At 62.4% G+C, this 19014-nt stretch carries 20 protein-coding genes and 2 tRNA genes; 9 read left to right on the top strand and 13 right to left on the bottom strand.

From position 1 onward, the window contains the following. Window positions 1-93: 93 nt before the first annotated feature. Both P3R38_RS23605 and P3R38_RS23600 read right to left on the bottom strand, forming a co-directional pair. Window positions 94-169 (bottom strand) — tRNA-Thr (locus P3R38_RS23605). A gap of 98 nt (window positions 170-267) precedes the next feature. Continuing rightward, complete coding sequence (locus P3R38_RS23600) at window positions 268-516, bottom strand: hypothetical protein (RefSeq protein ID WP_023382813.1); 249 nt, start codon at window positions 514-516, stop codon at window positions 268-270. Between the two features lie 521 nt (window positions 517-1037). On the opposite strand from P3R38_RS23600, the gene P3R38_RS23595 reads away from it, so the two are divergent. Next, on the top strand, window positions 1038-1304 hold the full coding sequence (locus P3R38_RS23595; protein WP_277686660.1) for a hypothetical protein: 267 nt from the start codon (window positions 1038-1040) through the stop codon (window positions 1302-1304). A gap of 5 nt (window positions 1305-1309) precedes the next feature. Next, entirely contained in the window at window positions 1310-1582 is a 273-nt protein-coding gene (locus tag P3R38_RS23590) for a DUF3077 domain-containing protein (protein WP_023382811.1), read from the top strand. 327 nt (window positions 1583-1909) lie between these two features. Here P3R38_RS23590 and P3R38_RS23585 read toward each other — a convergent pair whose 3' ends face one another. The 5 genes from P3R38_RS23585 to P3R38_RS23565 all read right to left on the bottom strand — a co-directional run bounded on the left by P3R38_RS23585 (window position 1910) and on the right by P3R38_RS23565 (window position 6162). Continuing rightward, on the bottom strand, window positions 1910-3115 hold the full coding sequence (locus P3R38_RS23585; RefSeq protein WP_277686659.1) for a methyltransferase: 1206 nt from the start codon (window positions 3113-3115) through the stop codon (window positions 1910-1912). A gap of 72 nt (window positions 3116-3187) precedes the next feature. Then, entirely contained in the window at window positions 3188-3877 is a 690-nt protein-coding gene (locus P3R38_RS23580; protein WP_023382809.1) for an ABC transporter permease, read from the bottom strand. Further along, the gene (locus P3R38_RS23575; RefSeq protein WP_023382808.1) at window positions 3877-4569 is read right to left on the bottom strand and encodes an ABC transporter permease; all 693 of its coding nucleotides are present in this window, start codon (window positions 4567-4569) and stop codon (window positions 3877-3879) included. Before P3R38_RS23575 ends, P3R38_RS23580 begins: the two co-directional genes overlap by 1 nt. Window positions 4570-4624: 55 nt before the next feature. Beyond that, on the bottom strand, window positions 4625-5377 hold the full coding sequence (locus P3R38_RS23570) for an ABC transporter substrate-binding protein (RefSeq protein WP_023382807.1): 753 nt from the start codon (window positions 5375-5377) through the stop codon (window positions 4625-4627). Window positions 5378-5388: 11 nt separating this feature from the next. Next, entirely contained in the window at window positions 5389-6162 is a 774-nt protein-coding gene (locus P3R38_RS23565; protein ID WP_023382806.1) for an ABC transporter ATP-binding protein, read from the bottom strand. Between the two features lie 606 nt (window positions 6163-6768). Here P3R38_RS23565 and gabP point away from each other — a divergent pair. Further along, window positions 6769-8157 carry a GABA permease gene (gabP, locus tag P3R38_RS23560; RefSeq protein WP_023382804.1) on the top strand — a complete coding sequence of 463 codons (1389 nt, stop codon included), beginning with the start codon at window positions 6769-6771 and terminating at the stop codon, window positions 8155-8157. Window positions 8158-8299: 142 nt separating this feature from the next. Here gabP and P3R38_RS23555 read toward each other — a convergent pair whose 3' ends face one another. From P3R38_RS23555 to P3R38_RS23530, 6 genes are all read right to left on the bottom strand, one after another. Further along, the gene (locus tag P3R38_RS23555; protein WP_023382803.1) at window positions 8300-8743 is read right to left on the bottom strand and encodes a hypothetical protein; all 444 of its coding nucleotides are present in this window, start codon (window positions 8741-8743) and stop codon (window positions 8300-8302) included. Window positions 8744-8796: 53 nt separating this feature from the next. Further along, window positions 8797-9786 carry a polyphosphate kinase 2 gene (gene ppk2 / locus P3R38_RS23550; protein WP_023382802.1) on the bottom strand — a complete coding sequence of 330 codons (990 nt, stop codon included), beginning with the start codon at window positions 9784-9786 and terminating at the stop codon, window positions 8797-8799. Between the two features lie 230 nt (window positions 9787-10016). Beyond that, window positions 10017-10092: transfer RNA gene (locus P3R38_RS23545), tRNA-Phe, on the bottom strand. A gap of 90 nt (window positions 10093-10182) precedes the next feature. Next, the gene (locus P3R38_RS23540) at window positions 10183-10455 is read right to left on the bottom strand and encodes an oxidative damage protection protein (protein ID WP_023382801.1); all 273 of its coding nucleotides are present in this window, start codon (window positions 10453-10455) and stop codon (window positions 10183-10185) included. Next, window positions 10452-11519, bottom strand: coding sequence for an A/G-specific adenine glycosylase (gene mutY / locus P3R38_RS23535; protein WP_027907597.1), 1068 nt, complete (start codon window positions 11517-11519; stop codon window positions 10452-10454). Before mutY ends, P3R38_RS23540 begins: the two co-directional genes overlap by 4 nt. Further along, complete coding sequence (locus P3R38_RS23530; RefSeq protein WP_277686658.1) at window positions 11516-13753, bottom strand: AsmA family protein; 2238 nt, start codon at window positions 13751-13753, stop codon at window positions 11516-11518. The genes mutY and P3R38_RS23530 overlap by 4 nt, the downstream gene beginning before the upstream one ends. A gap of 321 nt (window positions 13754-14074) precedes the next feature. On the opposite strand from P3R38_RS23530, the gene P3R38_RS23525 reads away from it, so the two are divergent. The 6 genes from P3R38_RS23525 (at window position 14075) to hisF (ending at window position 18987) form a co-directional block, all read left to right on the top strand. After that, complete coding sequence (locus P3R38_RS23525) at window positions 14075-15733, top strand: OFA family MFS transporter (protein ID WP_023382798.1); 1659 nt, start codon at window positions 14075-14077, stop codon at window positions 15731-15733. 214 nt (window positions 15734-15947) lie between these two features. Beyond that, window positions 15948-16541 (top strand): imidazoleglycerol-phosphate dehydratase HisB, encoded by a 594-nt coding sequence (gene hisB, locus P3R38_RS23520; protein ID WP_027907596.1) that lies wholly within the window; start codon window positions 15948-15950, stop codon window positions 16539-16541. After that, window positions 16542-17180 carry an imidazole glycerol phosphate synthase subunit HisH gene (hisH, locus tag P3R38_RS23515; protein WP_023382796.1) on the top strand — a complete coding sequence of 213 codons (639 nt, stop codon included), beginning with the start codon at window positions 16542-16544 and terminating at the stop codon, window positions 17178-17180. It abuts the gene before it with no gap. Beyond that, window positions 17181-17441 (top strand): DUF2164 domain-containing protein, encoded by a 261-nt coding sequence (locus tag P3R38_RS23510; protein ID WP_023382795.1) that lies wholly within the window; start codon window positions 17181-17183, stop codon window positions 17439-17441. It begins immediately after the preceding gene. A 27-nt stretch (window positions 17442-17468) separates the two neighbouring features. Further along, window positions 17469-18206 (top strand): 1-(5-phosphoribosyl)-5-[(5-phosphoribosylamino)methylideneamino]imidazole-4-carboxamide isomerase, encoded by a 738-nt coding sequence (gene hisA / locus P3R38_RS23505; RefSeq protein ID WP_023382794.1) that lies wholly within the window; start codon window positions 17469-17471, stop codon window positions 18204-18206. Between the two features lie 10 nt (window positions 18207-18216). Continuing rightward, window positions 18217-18987: an imidazole glycerol phosphate synthase subunit HisF gene (gene hisF, locus P3R38_RS23500; RefSeq protein ID WP_011536177.1), complete on the top strand. Its 771-nt coding sequence runs from the start codon at window positions 18217-18219 to the stop codon at window positions 18985-18987. The last annotated feature ends 27 nt before the right edge of the window (window positions 18988-19014 follow it).

Here is a 19014-nt window from a genome sequence, read left to right as displayed (position 1 = left end):
GAATCCGACGGAACGCCAAAACGAAAAAACCCGCCAGAAGGCGGGTTTTTCGGGGGTTCCAGAGATTTTGAAAGCTTTCTATGGAACCTTGAATGGTGCCGGCACCAGGAATCGAACCCGGGACCTACTGATTACAAGTCAGTTGCTCTACCATCTGAGCTATACCGGCAATGGGGCGTCATTATAACGATCGGTTGGCGCCTGTAAACCACTTCCTTTCGATTCAGCGCAAATGAGCTAAGTCACCGGCCTAAAAGGAGAATTTTCTTACCAGCCGCGGTGGATGGTATTGACGCTGGGCTCGGTCTTGCCGGGGTTGAAGAACAGCTTGTGGTTGTCGCAGCCGCGCTTGCGGCATGGGGTTTCGCCGCGCAGCGGCAGACCGTTGTCGCCGCCCAGTTGCATGCCTGGGGTGTTCCAGTCCAAGTTGCCGTGATGGTGCGTCGGGGCGCTGCTCGCGCAGGCGCTCAGGGTCAGGGCGGAAGCCAGCAGGGCGAAAAGTTTGGCTCGGTTCACGATGTCTAAATCCGTTTGTCCACTGTCGGTTCTGGCGCAACGCCAGAAGGTCGCGAGGCTGGCGGGCAGCGTGCGACGTCGCTTTTTAATGATTTTGGGGGGCGGATGATACACCGTTGGCTCGCAAGGCGGTGCATCGGTTCGGGATTGCGCCGCACGCCCGCAGAGTAGGGCGCTGGAGCCTCCTGATTCTTTGCTCTTCTGTAGGGCATTTCTGAACCTGAAACCAAATACTTCAGAAGCGGCCCACTTCGGAACTATCCTACGCGACTTGCCGAACCTTCTCTGTTGGCAGGGAAATGCCTCATGGATAACGTTTTCGGGTCGCCTAGCGACCGGGTGTGAGAACCCGAATTCGAATCCAAACGGCACCACCGTTTATGGCAGTTGTGCGCGGGCAGACCTCGGTCTGGCCGGGACTTCCTGGATTCGCTCGGTTTCTCACCCCGCGTACAGCTGCCACCCTCACCCGTGAGAAGGTCAAGTGGCCAGCTACCTGATCTCGAACCCAGGAAAGCGCCATGAAAAAGATTGTCCCCGACCCACCCCGTAGCATCCTCGATTTCCCATTCTTCTCTATCCACAGCGGCATCACCCCACCCGACGCCCTCGCTCACGCCAGCGAACTCATGCGCGGCGTGGCCGAAACCATCGACGAACACTGCCGACTCCATGCCGGTGAACCAGGCCTGAACATGCTGAGCACCGCCGCGCATGCCGCCGAATCTGCCCGGGCATTGGCCGAACATGCACTGGCCCGCATCAGCACCACAAAGCAAGAGGACTGAAAGCGATGAGCGACCAACCTAAAACCGCCGTCACCGCTGGCGTGGCAACGTTGATCGAAGTGGGTAACCCTCCGGTGGATCTGCTGCGCGTGGTCGCGGGCATCCCGGTGGACTATGCCTACGATCAGGTGTCGGTGCTGCTGGGCTACATCACGCATCTTGTGCGCGAAGGCGATGCCGAGGATGACCACAAGCTGCTCGGTGCAGCCGATTACCTGAGCGCCTTGGCGAAGGCATTGATGAACGATGTCGAGATTGCCAGGAACAAGATGAACTGAGGGAGGCTCTTGTGAAAGGTGGCCCGGAGTGGCGATGACACTTCAGGGTCATTGGGGTCGCTTTGCATCCTTTTCGCGACGCAAAGCCGCTCCCACAAGGTGGGTTTGGGGATGGAGCTCAATGGAGTGGGTTATGCTTATGCACAATCGGCAGCGGGGGGCCGAGCGAAACGCGTGCCGGTTTTCATTACCATTGGTCTTTGCGCAAATGCCTGTTTTTACTGGCTTCAGTGGCTGGCTGGAATAAGCCGTGAGCCTCAAATAGCGCTTGGATCCAACGATTCATCACAAGCTTGTTCACAGAGTTATCCACAGGTTTTTCTGCGGCTAACGGTCGCGTTCTGCCAGCAACAGAAGGTTGCGCGGAGTCAGTGGATAGTCGCAGAACAATCCCAGTTGCACGGTGTAACCGTGCGCTTGCAGATACAGCGCACGGTCCAGTACCAGCCAAAGCTCCAACGGTCGGCGGAACAGGTTGCGTAGCCGTTCGAGGTTGCGCACCTGCGCCAGGCGCTGCCAGCCAGCGGCCTCCAGGGCTTGCCAGTCCGGTGTGCCGTGCAGGGGCAGCTGCTTGAGCGCTGCGAGGTCGCGGCAGTATTGCTCGAAGGTCTTGTCCAGCCATGCGGTTGGCAGCGACGGGGTGGGCAGGTAATCGTCGCATTGCCGCTGCTGGCGCTGCAGCAGGTCGAAGCCCAGGCGGCGCGCCATCGAGGCGTCACGTTGGCGGCGCACGCGGGCGCTGGCAGTGACGGCTTCGCACAAGGGCAACGCCAGGTCATCCACGGACAGTGTCAGCGCTGAACGCTGCGCCGCTGTGGATAACGCCTGGTACTGCGGGGTACGGATCCGGTTGTAGCAGCAAGGGGCGACCGCCAGGTGGCGGCAACCTGCCTGGCTGGCCGATTGCAGCAGGCGCACATGCAGGTCGCCGCAGGCGTGCAAGGCCACGGCGCTGGTGTCTGGGCCCAGGTGGCGGGCACTGTCGGCGGCCATCACGTCCTGCTGCACGTGGGTGGCTGGCAGACGGTGGTGATCGCTCAGCGCCTGGCCGGCGGCCACCAGCTCGGCGTCGTACTCCAGGCAGGTCAGCTGCTGGCCCGGCTGCAACAGCCTGCGCCCCAGGTGGCCCTTGCCGGAACACCAATCCAGCCAGTGACGCGGTTGCTCGCGAAAGCCCAGGCGGCGGCTGAAGGCGTCTATCTGCTGCCATTTGCGACCGGGAACGTTGACCTCCAGACGGTGGTTGGCGAAGGAGGCGCTGACGTCCGGAAGGCCGCCGAGGGCCGACAGCTCAGCGGCCCGTTGGGCCAGCTGGGGGAACGGCGAGGGCAGCAAGTCGGGGGCTTGCTCGGCTTCGGCGTCGGCCAGCGAGCCTTGGCGCAGATGGGCGGCGAGTTCGGGGTATTGGGCTTCCCAATCCAGGCGAAGGCGGGTGAATGGCCTTGGTTTCCACAGCTGTTGATGCTCGATCAGGAACTGGTCGAGGGCCTGGAAGCGGTCGCTTAAGTGGTGGCTGTGGAGGACGGGGCGCATGGGGTCGGGGAGCGGGTTGATTGGAAGGGGTATCGCTGGCAAGCCGGCTCCTGCAGGAGCCGGCGACGGGGGTCAGCGGCCTTGGCAGGCGTCGACGCGCAACCAGCGTTCGAGCACTTTGAAGCCCTGCACCAGCACGAACGAGATGACCAGGTAGAACACCCCGGCCGCGAAGAAGATCTCCACCGGCAGGTAGGTTCGGGCGATGATGGTGCGGGCCATACCGGTCAGTTCCAGCAAGGTCACCGTACTGGCCAGGGCGCTGGCCTTGAGCATCAGGATCACTTCGTTGCTGTAGGCCGGCAGGCCGATGCGGGCCGCGCGCGGCAGCATGATGTAGAACAGCGTCTTGCCGCGAGACATGCCCAGCGCACGTGCCGCTTCGATCTCGCCCTTGGGGATGGCCTGCAATGCACCGCGCAGAATCTCGGCGATGTAGGCGGCGGTGTGCAGGGTCATGGTCAGCACCGTGCACCAGAACGGATCGCGCAGGTACGGCCACAGGCTGCTGGAGCGCACCAGGTCGAACTGAGCCAGGCCGTAGTAGACCAGGAACAACTGCACCAGCAGCGGCGTACCACGGAAGAAGAAGATGTAGCCGTAGGGCAGGGCGCGCACGTACCAATGCCGCGACGAGCGGGCGATGCCCAGCGGGATGGCCAGGATCAGCCCGGCGACGACCGCGATGGCGACCAGCTCCAGGGTCAGGGTGGCGCCTTGAGCCAGGCGTGGCAGCCACTTGATGATCACTTCCCAATTCATTATTCGGCCCTCGCAAAGCCGCGAGCGGCGCGTTTTTCCAGGAAGTGCATGCCGGTCATGGCGACGATGGTCAGGCTCAGGTAGATGCAGGCCGCGACCATGTAGAAGGTGAAGGGCTCCTTGGTCACGGTTACGCCGATTTGCGCGTGGCGCATGATCTCTTCAAGGCCGATCACCGACACCAGCGCGGTGTCCTTCATCAGGATCATGAACAGGTTGCCAAGGCCAGGCAGGGCGATACGCCACATCTGCGGCAGGATGATCCGCGAGAGGATGCGCCCTTTCGAAAGGCCCAGCGCCAGGCCGGCCTCACGGTGGCCCTTGGGGATGGCCAGGATGGCGCCGCGGAACACTTCCGTGGCATAGGCGCCGAAGCACAGGCCCAGGGCGATCACGCCGGCGGCGAAGGCGCTGAGTTCAAGGCCGGGCAGGTTCAGGGCTTCGCCGAGGCTGTTCATCAGGCCGACGGTGCCGAAGTAAATCAGCAGGACCCAAAGCAGTTCCGGTACGCCGCGAACCAGGGTCGAGTAGGTGCCGCCAAGCCATTGCAGTGGCTTGGCCGAGGAAGTCTTGGCCAGTGCGCCGAGCAGACCGAGGACCAGCCCCAGCAGCAATGCGCAGAGCGCCAGTTTTACGGTCATCAGGGTGCCGGCCGCCATGGCCGGACCGAATCCGTGCAGGTCGATATTCATTGGCAGGTGCGTTCTAGGGACTGGCGCGCCGCAGGGGCGCGCCGGTCGGGGCGGATCATTCGATGCTGAATGGGAAGTACTTGTCGTTGATCTTCTTGTACGTTCCGTCGGCCTTGATTTCAGCCAGGGCTTTGTTCAGCTTCTCGCGCAGTGGGTCACCCTTGCGCACGGCGATGCCGATCTTGTCGCTGTCCATCACAGGCTCGCCCTTGAACTCGAAGTTCGAGCCGTCTTTGCTTTTGAGCCACTCGTACTGCACGTACTTGTCGGCCAGGATGCCGTCGATGCGGCCGGAGACCAGGTCCAGGTAGGCGTTTTCCTGGGTGTCGTACAGCTTGATTTCAACAGCGTCGCCATAGTTGTCTTCCAGCCAGGTGCCGGCCAGGGTAGCGCGCTGGGTACCGATCACCTTGCCCTTGAGCGAGGCCTTGTCGGTCTTGAAGTCGACGTTCTTCGGCGCGATGAACTGCAGTTTGTTGGAGTAGTACGGGTCGGTGAAGTCGACGGCCTGCTTGCGCTCGTCGGTGATCGACAGCGAAGACACCAGGAAGTCGAACTTCTTGGCGTTCAGGGCCGGGATGATGCCGTCCCAGTCGGAAGTGACGACCGAGCACTCGACTTTCATCTTGGCGCACAGGGCGTCGCCGATGTCTTTGTCGAAGCCAACCACGTTACCGCTGGCATCCTTGTTGTTGAAGGGTGGGTAGGCCGCTTCGATACCCATGCGCAGTTTTTCCGCGGCCATGGCGTTTGCCGACATCACCAGGGTGGCAGCAGCTGCCAGTAGGAACTTCTTGTAGGTCTGCATGTATTGCTCCGTTAGCGGTGGCTGGACATGAATTGCTTGCAACGCGCCGAGGTCGGGTTCTCGAAGACCTGCTGCGGCGATCCTTGCTCTTCGACCAGGCCCTGGTGCAGGAAGACGACTTCACTGGACACCTGGCGGGCAAAGTTCATCTCGTGCGTCACCAGCAGCATGGTACGGCCTTCTTCGGCCAATGCGCGGATAACGTTAAGCACTTCCTGGACCATTTCCGGATCGAGCGCCGAGGTCGGCTCGTCGAACAGGATGACTTTGGGCTTCATGGCCAGCGTGCGGGCGATGGCCGCGCGTTGTTGCTGGCCACCGGAAAGCTGGGCGGGGTAGCTGTGACGCTTGTCGTAGATGCCGACCTTGTTCAGCAGCGCTTCGGCGGATTCGATGGCTTCGGCCTTGCTCTGGCCAAGCACGCGGCGCGGCGCCTCGATGATGTTGTCGAGGATCGACATGTGCGGCCACAGGTTGAAATTCTGGAAGACAAAGCCGATTTCGCTGCGCAGGCGGTTGATCTGGCGATTGTCGGCGGCGATCAGGTCGCCATTCTTGGCAGCCTTGAGCTTGAGCGACTCACCGGCGACCAGGATTTCACCCTGGTGCGGGTTCTCCAGCAGGTTGATGCAGCGCAGCAGCGTGGACTTGCCGGAACCGGACGACCCCAGGATGGAGATCACGTCACCGTCGCGGGCGGTCAGCGAAATGCCCTTGAGAATTTCCTGATCGCCGTAGCGTTTATGCAGATTGCGGATTTCCAGCGCGGGCGTGGCCTGAGCCATGTGCGGTCCTCATGTGTACGGGTGCGTTCCCAGCTGTTGGCGGCCTTCCTGGCGAGCGCCACGCTAGCATAGCGGCAATATGGCGGCCAACCGGGTTGCAGGGGGCTTGGGGTGCTGGCGGGGCGGTTTGTCGCATCGTTGCAGTGCAACGTCGCGCAGATGTCCGCATGGGTTTTGTCCAGCACCGGAGCCTTGATGAAAAAAGGCGCGATGGTGCCAGCTTTGGACAGCCCTGAAAAGCCGTTTTTGGCCGGGTGGCGCTTTGCCGCCAGTTGTGTCTCGGTGCGGTTGCGCCTTCCGGTTGCGCTTTTGCCTGCCGCATTTTTGTGCACAGGTGTTACCGAGGAGCACCTCTGGTGCATTTGTAAGTGGGTATTTCAGTAATCCAGAAGTCGTATGGAAATTTGGCGGCCTTTCGGCCATTGGCTGGCCGAAGGGCCTGCAACCCGCGTTCTATACGGGTGCAACGGACGATCGGACGAATGCCTGGTGTACCTGGCCCGCTTATTGCCCTAGGGAAACCGCCGATTGCAGCGACGCCTAAATCAACCCCGGGCGCGCTTCGTTACAGCAATCGGGTGGTCCACTCCTTACAAAGGTAGTTTTATGAGCGGTAAGCACAATTCCAATGACCTCGCTCAGGGGCTCAAACAACGGCATGTGACCATGCTGTCCATTGCTGGCGTGATCGGCGCCGGTTTGTTCGTGGGCTCCGGCCATGCCATCGCTGCAGCCGGCCCGGCCGTGCTGCTGGCTTATGCCGCTGCCGGTACCCTGGTGGTGCTGGTGATGCGCATGTTGGGCGAAATGGCCGTCGCCTCGCCTGACACGGGTTCTTTCTCGACATACGCCGACCGCGCCATTGGCCGCTGGGCCGGTTTCACCATCGGTTGGCTGTACTGGTGGTTCTGGGTGCTGGTCATTCCACTGGAAGCCAACGCCGCTGCGGCAATCCTGCATGCCTGGTTCCCGGCTGTGGACCTGTGGGCCTTCTCGCTGGTCATTACCCTGGCGCTGACCCTGACCAACCTGTGCAGCGTCAAGAACTATGGCGAGTTCGAGTTCTGGTTCGCCCTGCTCAAGGTGCTGGCGATCATCGGCTTCATCGTCGTGGGCTGCGCGGCCCTGTTCGGCATGGTACCGAGCAGCCAGGTCAGCGGTGCCAGCCACCTGTTCGACACCCAGGGCTTCATGCCTAACGGCCTGGGCGCCGTGCTCGCAGCGATGCTGACTACCATGTTCTCCTTCATGGGTACCGAAATCGTCACTATCGCCGCTGCCGAGTCGAAAGACCCAGGCAAGCAGATCAGCCGTGCCACCAACTCGGTCATCTGGCGTATCTGCCTGTTCTACCTGGTGTCGATCTTCCTGGTCGTGGCCCTGGTACCGTGGAACGATCCAGCGTTGGCTGAACTGGGCTCTTACCAGACCGTGCTGAGCCGCATCGGCGTGCCCAACGCCAAGCTGATCGTCGACATCGTCGTGCTGATCGCGGTGACCAGTTGCCTGAACTCGGCGCTGTACACCTCGTCGCGCATGCTGTTCTCGCTGAGCAAGCGTGGGGATGCACCTGCCGTAGCGCAGCGCACCACCAAGGCCGGCACCCCGCACTGGGCGGTGCTGCTGTCTACCGCCGCAGCGTTCCTTTGCGTGTTCGCCAACTTCGTCGCGCCGGCCCAGGTATTCGAATTCCTGCTGGCCAGCTCGGGCGCTATCGCGTTGCTGGTGTACCTGGTGATCGCCGTGTCGCAACTGCGCATGCGCAGCCAGCGTGAAGCCCGCGGCGAGAAGATCTCCTTCAAGATGTGGCTGTTCCCTGGGCTGACCTGGGCGACCATCGCGTTCATCATCGCCATTCTGGTGGTGATGGGGCTGCGTGAGGATCACCGTGTCGAGATCCTCGCGACTGCACTGTTGAGCATTGGTGTGGTGGCGGCTGGTTTGCTGGTGCATCGCAAGCGCGAAGCGGCTGGGCGAGTGGCGCTGGATAACTGATCCGGGCTGCTTGAAATGAAAAGGCCGCGTCCTGTGAAGGGTGCGGCCTTTTTATTGGGCGCATCGCGAGCAAGGCTCGCTCCTACGTCTATCATCGGCGTTACTGTAGGAGCGAGCCTTGCTCGCGATGCGCCGCTCGGTCTCAACCAAACTGCTTCTGCTGCTGTTGCTGCTTGGCCACCAGCTCGGAAGCGGCGATGTACGCCTCCTGGAACTCGTCGCTCTCCAGCCAGGCCATGGTGGTGTCTTCGTCGGCGCCATCGAGCCAGGTGCGGTAGGCGTTGAACACCAGCACGATGTAGTCGGTGGCGTGCTCTTCCTTGTGGCCCTTGAGCACCAATGCCAGCAGCGGGTCGACCAGGAACACCGAGATCATCGCCACCAGGCTGGTTTCCTGCGCCACCTTCATCTTGGCGAACAGCTCCTTGTAGCTGTCCGACTCCATGGCCTTGTTGAACACCTGTTCGATGCTGGCGCTGTCACCGGCGCTGGCCTTCACGGCCTGGCCGCTGCGCACCATGCGGTTCTGCTTGGCCTTGGTGGCGGCGCGTTTGGCGCGTTTCTGTTGCTTGGTATTGGAGGCCATGGGGCGAATCCTTGGGTATGTCCGGAAATTGCGCGTATTGAAACGCAGACCCCCTAGGTATTCAACTGAGCCGGCTCATCCTCTTCGAAGCCCTTGGAGGCTTTGCCCACCAGCAAGGGATCTGGGGCGTGCGCGACGCTGTGGTCCTTGCCGGGGTAATCCAGTGAATGCAGGAAATGGCGGATGCAGTTGATGCGTGCGCGTTTCTTGTCGTCGGACTTGATCACCGTCCATGGCGCATCGGCTGTGTCGGTATGGAAGAACATCGCCTCCTTGGCGGCGGTGTAGTCCTCCCACTTGTCCAGCGACTTGATGTCGATCGGCGACAGCTTCCAGTGCTTGAGCGGGTCGTCGCGGCGTGAGATGAAGCGGCGTAGCTGTTCCTCGCGGTTTACCGAGAACCAGTACTTGAACAGCAGGATGCCGCTGTTGCACAGCATGCGTTCAAGGTCGGGCGCCTGGCGCATGAACTCCAGGTATTGCAGCGGTGTGCAGAAATCCATGACCTTCTCGACCCCGGCGCGGTTGTACCAGGAGCGGTCGAAGAAGACCATTTCGCCTGCCGTGGGCAGGTGCTGGATGTAACGCTGGAAGTACCACTGGCCCTTTTCCTGTTCCGAAGGCTTCTCCAGTGCGACGATCCGGGCACCCCGTGGGTTGAGGTGCTCCATGAAGCGCTTGATGGTGCCGCCCTTGCCTGCCGCGTCCCGACCCTCGAACAGGATCACCACGCGCTGGCCGGTTTCCTTCACCCAGCTTTGTACCTTCAGCAACTCGATCTGCAGCGCGTGCTTGGCCTTCTCATAGTCCTGGCGGCGCAGGCGGGTGCGGTACGGGTAGGTGGCCGGCAGGCGCGCTGAAGTGCTGTCCTCGTTGCTGCCCTTGGGGGCCGTCGCCACCTCAAGCGCGGCGGGCTGCTGGCTGACACGGGTAATGGTGGGTTCGGGCTTGCGCTGGCGTGGCCGGCGGGGGCGAGGTGTCGGTTTGGCGCTTGGGGCGGATTCGCTGGGGGCGGGAAGGAGGAGGGGGGATTCTTCGCTCATGGAGGTCCTTGCGGGTCGACTCGGAGGGTTGAACCGCAGTGTAGGGATGAGCAATTGCTGGCGACTTGATACTGATCAAGGCTTACTGCCAGCTTGGCGAGCGCACTGCATCAGGCGCGTACAACAAGCGCTGCCTTTCTCGGAGAAAATCCCAGACAACAAAAAACCCGCACTAGGCGGGTTTCTTGTTGTCGCTTCGGGTAACTTTGCAACCACCAGAAGCTTGAAGGTGGTGCCCAGAGACGGAGTCGAACCGCCGACACGAGGATTTTCAATCCTCTGCTCTACCGACTGAGCTATCTGGGCGACGAGGTGCATTAAATAGATTTCCAGACCGTCCGTCAACGACTTTTTGAAAAAATTTTAAATTAATTCCGTCGCTTACGTTTTCTGGGGTCATTCGGCCGGCGGAACGTAGCCTTCGGCCTGGGCGTATTCTTCGCCGGCGAAAAACTTGTCCATTTCGCCCTGGAGGTACTTGCGGTCTTCACCGTTCATCATGTTCAGGCGCTTTTCGTTGATCAGCATGGTCTGGTGCTTCTGCCAGTCGGCCCAGGCCTTCTGCGAGATGTGTTCGAAAATGTCCTGGCCTTTGGCGCCGGGGTAGGGCGGGCGGTCCAGGCCTGGCAGTTCTTCTTTGTATTTGCGGCACATCACGGTGCGGGTCATCGTGCTTCTCCTGCAATCAGTTCGTCGGCCGCGCGTTTGAGCAGCTTCTTGACCGGGGCGGCGAGGCCCAGGCGCGGCGGGGTGGCGAGGTTATACCAGAGCCAGTCGGCCTCGGCCACGGGCTGGCCGACCGGGTCGACGCGGACCAGCCAAGGCTCGATCGCCAGCTGGAAATGGCTGAAAGTGTGAGTCAGGCCTTCTAGCGCGCGGCTGTCGGCCAGGCGCAAGCCGTGTTGGTAGGCCAGGTCGTCGAGCTGTTCGATGTCGTCCAGTTCGGGCAGGCTCCACAGGCCACCCCACAGGCCGCTGGAGGGGCGGCGATACAGCAGAATGGCGCCTTCGTGGTTGGCCAGCAGCGGCATCAGCGTGCGGCGCTGGGGCAGGGCTTTGCGCGGCTTGGGTTCAGGGTAGCGGGTTTCTTCGCCGTGCAGGTGCGCCTCGCAGCCGCGCTGCAATGGGCAGATCAGGCAACTGGGCTTGCTGCGGGTGCACAGCGTTGCGCCCATGTCCATCATCGCCTGGGTGTAGTGGTTGGCGCGCTGCTGCGGGGTGAAGCGCTCGGCGGTGGCCCACAGTGCATTGGCCACTTTTGGCTCGCCTGGGTAGCCAGCTTGAGCGGTGTAGCGGGCGAGCACGCGCTTGACGTTGCCATCGAGGATCGGTGCGCGGATGCCCATGCTGATGCTCGCGATGGCGCCGGCCGTCGAGCGGCCGATACCCGGCAACTCGGTGAGCTGCTCGACGCTGCGCGGGAACTCGCCGCCGTACTGCTCGACCACCATTTTCGCGGCTTTCTGCAAGTTGCGGGCGCGGGTGTAGTAGCCCAGGCCCGTCCACAGGTGCAGCACTTCGTCCTCCGGCGCGGCCGCCAGGGCCTGCACGGTGGGCAGGGCCTGCATGAAGCGGTCGAAGTAGTTGAGCACGGTGCTCACCTGGGTCTGTTGCAACATGATTTCCGACACCCACACCCGATACGGGGTGATGCCCTGTTGCCAGGGCAGGTCATGCCGACCGTGCTGGTCGTACCAATCCAGCACGGCGCTGGAGAACTGCTCGGGGCTCATCGCTTGAACAGCCCCTTGAGCGCGTCTTTGAGTTCTGGGCTCACCTTGTCTCCGAGTTTTTCGTCAATCTTGTCTTTAAGGCGGTTACCGGCCAGCTTGGCGGCGACCTTGCCCAGGCCTTCCTGATCGAGGCGGCAGGCTTTGGCGCCCAGCTCCAGCGGGCCACGGCAACGCAACGGCACTTCAATGCCCACGAAACGCTCGTTGACCTGGCAGGCAGGGTCCGGCATGGCGCGCTGGTCACCTTCCACGATCACGCCAACGTTGTAGTCCATGCCCAGCACACGCAGGTCGAGGTCGCCCTGGCCATTGACGGTCAGGCCGGGAATGCGGGCCTTGAGGTCCGGGTTGCTGGCCACGCCGTTGCGTATCACCAGGCTGCCGCGCAGTTCTTCGAACGGGGTGTCCTTGCCGCGTGGCTCGCCGCTGAGCGACTTGCGGTTCAGCGTGGCGATGGCTTGGCACAGTTGCTGTTCGAGGTTGGCATTGACCAGCACACCGTCATTGATGGTGAAGTTGGCGGCGCCGTTGAGGGTGTCGATCAGCGCTTTCTGGCTGTTGCCGGTGGCGGTCAGGTCGCTGGACAGGGTGAGCAGCCCCTTGACTGGAGGTGCCTGTTCCTTGCCTTCTGCCTTGATGAAATGCTCGACCGGCACCCGGTTGATCTTGGTGCTGATGCCGATTTGCGGCACAGCGGGGCGCACGTCGACGGTGCCTTTGGCGTCGAAGCTGCCGTTGTACAGGCCGCCGCGCAGGGTCTGCAGAGTGACCAAGCCACCCTGGCCGGTGACGGCCAGCTGGGCGTCGCTGATGGGCAGCTTGTCCAGGGTCAGCGAGCCGAACGCAATGTCAGCCTGCAGGTCCAGGGCACGCAGGCGGTCCACCGGCAACAGTTTGTCGTTGCTCCAGGCTACCTGGGTCGGGGCATTGGGCAGCGGCGAGGTGCCGGCACCTGCGACGGCGCTGGCCTCCTGCTGCTTGACCTCGGCCTGGCGGGCGGCGGTGGCGCCCTTGGCCTCTTCGCTCTTGGCCGGCAAGTAGCGGTCGGCGTCGAAGGTGTCGCCTTTGAGTTGCAGGCGCAGGGCCTGCTTGGCGAAGTCTTCGATGGCCACCCGACCACTGAAGCCGCTCTCGTCGAGCTTCACCGCCAGGTCTTCCAGGGTCAGGCTATTGGGCGTGCCTTGCAGGCGGCTGACCAGTTCCAGCTTGCCGAAGACGGTCGGGTCGTTGGTGGCTGGCAGCGGGTGGCCGATGCCGTCGAGGAAGGTGCGCAGGTCGAACTGGGCGATGGACAGGCCGCCACTGAGCTGCGGCGTCTTGTCCAGGTCACGCACGTTCAGCTCGCCGAGCGCGCGCATCTGGTTGGCCGAGACCTTGAGCCCGCTCCAGGAGGCCACGTTGGCCGCCAGGTCCACCAGCAGCTGGCCTTGCGCGGAGAAGGTCATGGTTTTGCCGGCCAGGGGCTCGCCCGACGTTTCGCCAGAAAGTCGCATGTCCTCGAAGTTGTAACGCTTGAGCTTGCGATCGAAGCGCAGTTCACCCGCCAACTCGGTGCGGGCCTTGATATTCGGTTGGCTGGCACTGAGGAAGGCGCTGGCCTTGAGCGGGATGTTCGCGCCTTCGTGAACGGGGCCGGTGCTCAACTGGATGCTTTCGGCGCTGAAGGCCTGGCCGCTCTTGGCATCGGTGTACTGCACGCGCGCGTTGTTCACGGTCAGGCTGTCGATGTCGAGTTTGACCGAGCGTTCGCTACCGCTGTCCGAGGGTGTCGAGGTGGGTTCGGCGGGAGCTTGCGCAGGCGCGTCGGCGGGGGCGCCGGTCTGTGCGGGCAGGGGTTTGCCGATGTCTTCCCAGTTGCCGTGGCCGTGCTCGTCGCGGGCCAGGGTCAGGTTCAGGCCTTCTACACGGACATCGCTCATTTGTACTTCGCGGCGCAGCAGCGGCAGCACACGTACCGACAGGCCCAGCATCTGCAGGTCGGCGAACGGTTGCTTCGGCGCCGTGAGCGTAGCGATGCTGGCATCGTGCAGCTCCAGGCCCAACCAGGGGAACAGGCTCCAGCCGATGTCGCCATTGAGGGTCAGTTCAACGTGCGCCTTGTCGCGCGCCAGCTGGCGAATCTCGTCTTTATAGTCGTTGGGATCGAAGAGGTGGGTCAGGGCGAAGCCCAGCGCCACGATGATCAGCAGCAACCCGAGTAACCCAAGCCCCAGGATTTTGCCGAACGCTTTCATGGGCGAGTCCTTGTAGTCCGATTTTTGAATTCAAGCGGCAGAGTATAGCGCCGCACGGGTTGTGCCTGCGTATTCGACAAGAGGCACAGGGTATTTCCTACGAAGGAAGGGTGCAGCAATACCGATTCAGCGGTTCAAAAAATAACGATATCAGATTGCTTTCATGTCACTTGATCCTGTTAACCTTGCGCCGCTTCCACGGAGCGCCGCGACGGATTGTCGCGGACGTTGCCGCAAATGGCCGGGCCTTGCCTTGTGTGCAGCCAGAAGAGCCGGGCATTCAATCCGCGAGCATCGTCTACCTACAAAAGGATCGAATCCATGAACAGCAGTATCACGGCAGGAGCGGTCGCCACTGCGCCGAGCTTCCTGTCGAAGGAGCGCATCATCGCCCGTCCGGGCTTCAACCGCTGGCTGGTACCCCCGGCAGCCCTGGCCATTCACCTGTGCATCGGCATGGCCTATGGCTTCTCGGTATTCTGGTTGCCACTGTCCCAGGCCATCGGTATCAGTGCCCCAGTCGCCTGTTCCGCCGACATGGGCTTCATCGCCAAGTTGTTCACCGCTGAGTGCGATTGGCCTATCTCGATGTTGAGCTGGATCTACACCCTGTTCTTCGTCTTCCTCGGCTGCTCGGCCGCTGTGCTTGGCGGTTGGCTGGAACACGCCGGTCCGCGCAAGGCTGGCCTGGTATCGGCGCTGTGCTGGTGTGGTGGCATGCTGATCTCGGCGATTGGCGTGAAGACCCACCAATTGTGGCTGATGTGGCTGGGGTCCGGCGTCATCGGTGGCATCGGCCTGGGCCTGGGTTATATCTCCCCCGTGTCGACCCTGATCAAGTGGTTCCCGGACAAGCGTGGCATGGCGACCGGCATGGCGATCATGGGCTTTGGCGGTGGTGCGATGGTTGGCGCCCCGCTGGCGACCGCATTGATGGGCCACTTCGGCAACGCGCAGGAAGTGGGCGTATGGCAGAGTTTCGTGGCGATGGCCGCGATCTACTTCGTGTTCATGACCGCTGGCGCCCTGGCCTACCGCGTGCCGCCGACCGGCTGGAAGCCTGAGGGCTGGACCGCGCCGGTGAAGAAAGCCAACGCGATGGTCACCGACCGCCACGTTCACGTCAGCGTGGCCTGGAAGACCCCGCAGTTCGCGCTGATCTGGCTGGTGCTGTGCCTGAATGTTTCGGCGGGCATTGGCATCCTGGGCATGGCTTCGCCACTGCTGCAGGAAGTCTTCGCCGGCAAGCTGCTGGGCAACCAGCTCAGCTTCAGCGAACTCAATGCCGCGCAACTGGCGCAGATCGCCGCCATTGCCGCTGGCTTCACTGGTTTGCTGAGCCTGTTCAACATCGGTGGTCGCTTCTTCTGGGCTTCGTTCTCCGACTACATCGGCCGCAAGAACACCTATTTTGCCTTCTTCGCCCTGGGCGTGGGCCTCTACAGCCTGGTGCCGAACATGGGCCACCTGGGCAACGTGGCACTGTTCGTAGCGGCGTTCTGCATCATCCTGTCGATGTACGGTGGTGGTTTCGCCACGGTGCCGGCTTACCTGGCCGACCTGTTCGGTACACAGATGGTGGGTGCCATTCACGGTCGCCTGCTGACTGCCTGGGCGGCGGCGGGCGTGCTGGGGCCAGTGCTGATCACCTACCTGCGCGAATATCAGCTGGCAGCGGGTGTCGAACGTGCAGCGGCGTATGACATGACCCTGTACATCCTTGCCGGCCTGCTGGTGCTGGGTTTCATCTGCAACCTGCTGGTACGTCCGGTGGCGGACAAGCACTTCATGACCGACGCCGAGTTGGCCGCAGAGCGTGCGTTGAGCCATGACAAAGGCGCCGATGGCGCTCGCTCGCTGGAATGGCATGCGGCACCGGGCAGCCTGCCGCTGGTGCTGTTCGCCTGGGCGGTGGTGGTGATTCCGTTGGCCTGGGGGGTGTGGATCACCCTGCAGAAGACGGCCGTTCTGTTCCACTGATCGTCCGGCCGCTATCGCCGGCAAGCCGCCGCCTACCGGTGTCTGGTGGAGGCGTCGGCTTGCCGGTGATAGGGGCAACACAGCTTGTATAGACCTGTAGCGCACTCGGCCTTGCGAAATTGCTTTGCCTGCCATATGTCATCCGCGTTTCAAGCTGGCGCGTCTTGGGCCTATAATGGAGCCCTTTTCGCCCAATGATTTTGCGGAGCTGGTGATGGTCGAACGTAAGGCTTCCGTCGAGCGCAATACCCTGGAAACCCAGGTCAAGTGCTCGATCAACCTCGATGGCAGTGGCAAGGCCCGATTCGATATCGGCGTGCCTTTCCTTGAACACATGCTCGACCAGATCGCCCGACACGGGCTGATCGATCTGGATATCGAGTGCAAGGGTGACCTGCATATCGACGATCACCATACCGTCGAAGACGTCGGCATTACCCTGGGCCAGGCATTCGCCCAGGCCATCGGTGACAAGAAGGGTATCTTCCGCTACGGCCATGCCTACGTGCCGCTGGACGAAGCCCTGTCGCGCGTGGTCATCGACTTCTCGGGCCGTCCAGGCCTGCAGATGCATGTGCCCTATACCCGCGCCACCGTTGGCGGTTTCGACGTCGACCTGTTCCAGGAGTTCTTCCAGGGCTTCGTCAACCATGCCTTGGTGACCCTGCACATCGACAACCTGCGGGGCCATAACACCCACCACCAGATCGAAACCGTGTTCAAGGCCTTCGGCCGCGCGCTGCGCATGGCGGTGACGCTGGACGAGCGCATGGCCGGACAGATGCCTTCCACCAAGGGATGCCTGTAAATGCAGACGGTAGCCGTAATCGACTATGGCATGGGCAACTTGCACTCGGTGGCCAAGGCGCTTGAACACGTCGGCGCCGGCAAGGTGCTGGTGACCAGCGACGCCGCAGTCATCCGCGAGGCGGACCGCGTGGTGTTCCCGGGTGTGGGCGCGATTCGCGACTGCATGGCCGAAATCCGCCGCCTGGGCTTCGACAGCCTGGTGCGCGAGGTCAGCCAGGACCGCCCGTTCCTCGGGATCTGCGTCGGCATGCAAGCGCTGCTGGACCACAGCGAGGAAAACGACGGTGTCGACTGCATCGGCCTGTTCCCCGGCCAGGTGCGCTTTTTCGGCAAAGACCTGCAAGAAGACGGCGAGCACCTGAAGGTGCCGCACATGGGTTGGAACGAAGTCAGCCAGACCATCGACCACCCGCTGTGGCATGACATTCCCGACCGCGCACGGTTCTACTTCGTGCACAGCTATTACATCAACGCCGGCAAGCCCGGCCAGGTGGTCGGTCGTGGCCACTATGGCGTCGACTTCGCCGCAGCATTGGCTGATGGTTCGCGCTTTGCCGTGCAGTTCCACCCGGAGAAGAGCCACACCCACGGTCTGCAGCTGCTGCAGAACTTCGTGGCCTGGGACGGGCGCTGGTAAATGAGCAGGTCGCGGACCAAGGCCCCGGTCATCACCCTGGCACCCGAGCAGGAGCGCGAAGCGCTCGATACCTTGAAGCGCTTCCTTGAAGACCGCTTCGAGCTGGAGCTGGGGTCGTTCGAGGTGGCTGAGGTCCTCGAGCTGTTCAGCAAAGAAATTGCACCCCTTTACTACAACAGGGCGATTGCCGATGTTCAGCTGCACCTCAAGGAGCGGTTCGAGAGCATCGAAAGCGACCTGTGGGCGCTCGAGAAGCCCTGAACTCCACCGAATAGACAGGTTTCCAAGATGCTGATTATCCCCGCTATCGATCTCAAGGACGGTGCCTGCGTACGTCTGCGCCAGGGCCGTATGGAAGACTCCACGGTATTTTCCGACGACCCGGTGAGCATGGCCGCCAAGTGGGTCGAAGGTGGCTGCCGCCGCCTGCACCTGGTTGACCTCAACGGCGCCTTCGAAGGCCAGCCGGTCAATGGCGAGGTGGTGACTGCCATCGCCAAGCGTTACCCGAACCTGCCGATCCAGATCGGCGGTGGCATCCGCTCGCTGGAAACCATCGAGCATTACGTCAAGGCTGGCGTCAGCTACGTGATCATCGGCACCAAGGCGGTCAAGCAGCCTGAGTTCGTCGCCGAGGCCTGCAAGGCCTTCCCGGGCAAGGTCATCGTCGGCCTGGACGCCAAGGACGGTTTCGTCGCCACCGATGGCTGGGCAGAAGTCAGCTCGGTGCAGGTCATCGACCTGGCCAAGCGTTTCGAGGCCGATGGCGTCTCGGCGATCGTCTACACCGACATCGCCAAGGACGGCATGATGCAGGGCTGCAACGTGCCCTTCACCAAGGCCCTGGCCGAAGCCACGTCGATCCCGGTCATCGCTTCGGGCGGCATTCACAACCTGGGCGACATCAAGGCCCTGCTGGATGCCAAGGCCCCTGGCATCATTGGCGCCATCACCGGCCGTGCCATCTACGAAGGCACCCTCGATGTCGCCGAGGCCCAGGCCTTCTGCGACAACTACCAAGGCTGAGGACTGAACCATGGCACTGGCCAAGCGCATCATCCCTTGCCTGGACGTGGACAACGGCCGGGTGGTCAAGGGCGTCAAGTTCGAGAACATTCGGGATGCCGGCGACCCGGTGGAAATCGCCCGTCGCTACAATGAGCAAGGTGCCGACGAGATCACCTTCCTCGACATCACCGCCAGCGTCGACGGTCGCGACACCACCCTGCATACCGTCGAGCGCATGGCCAGCCAGGTGTTCATTCCGCTGACCGTGGGCGGTGGCGTGCGCACCGTGCAGGACATCCGCAACCTGCTCAATGCCGGTGCCGACAAGGTCTCGATCAACACCGCGGCGGTGTTCAACCCCGAGTTCGTCGGTGAAGCTGCCGACCGTTTCGGTTCGCAGTGCATCGTCGTCGCCATCGACGCGAAGAAGGTTTCCGGCCCCGGCGAAGCGCCGCGTTGGGAGATCTTCACCCACGGTGGCCGCAAGCCGACCGGCCTGGATGCCGTCGAGTGGGCGAAGAAGATGGAAGGTCTGGGGGCCGGCGAAATCCTGCTGACCAGCATGGATCAGGACGGCATGAAGAACGGTTTCGACCTGGGTGTGACCCGGGCCATCAGCGATGCGCTGGGGATTCCGGTGATCGCTTCGGGTGGTGTGGGTAACCTGCAGCACCTGGCCGACGGCATTCTGGAAGGGCATGCCAGTGCGGTTCTGGCGGCCAGTATCTTCCACTTCGGTGAGTACACGGTACCGGAAGCCAAGGCCTACATGGCTTCGCGCGGGATTGTGGTGCGCTGAACAATGATTGGGGCCGCTTTGCGGCCC

It is taken from the genome of Pseudomonas sp. NyZ480 (assembly GCF_029537255.1).
Taxonomy (GTDB): Bacteria; Pseudomonadota; Gammaproteobacteria; order Pseudomonadales; family Pseudomonadaceae; genus Aquipseudomonas; species Aquipseudomonas taiwanensis.
This window is presented reverse-complemented; position numbering and strand designations above follow the sequence as displayed.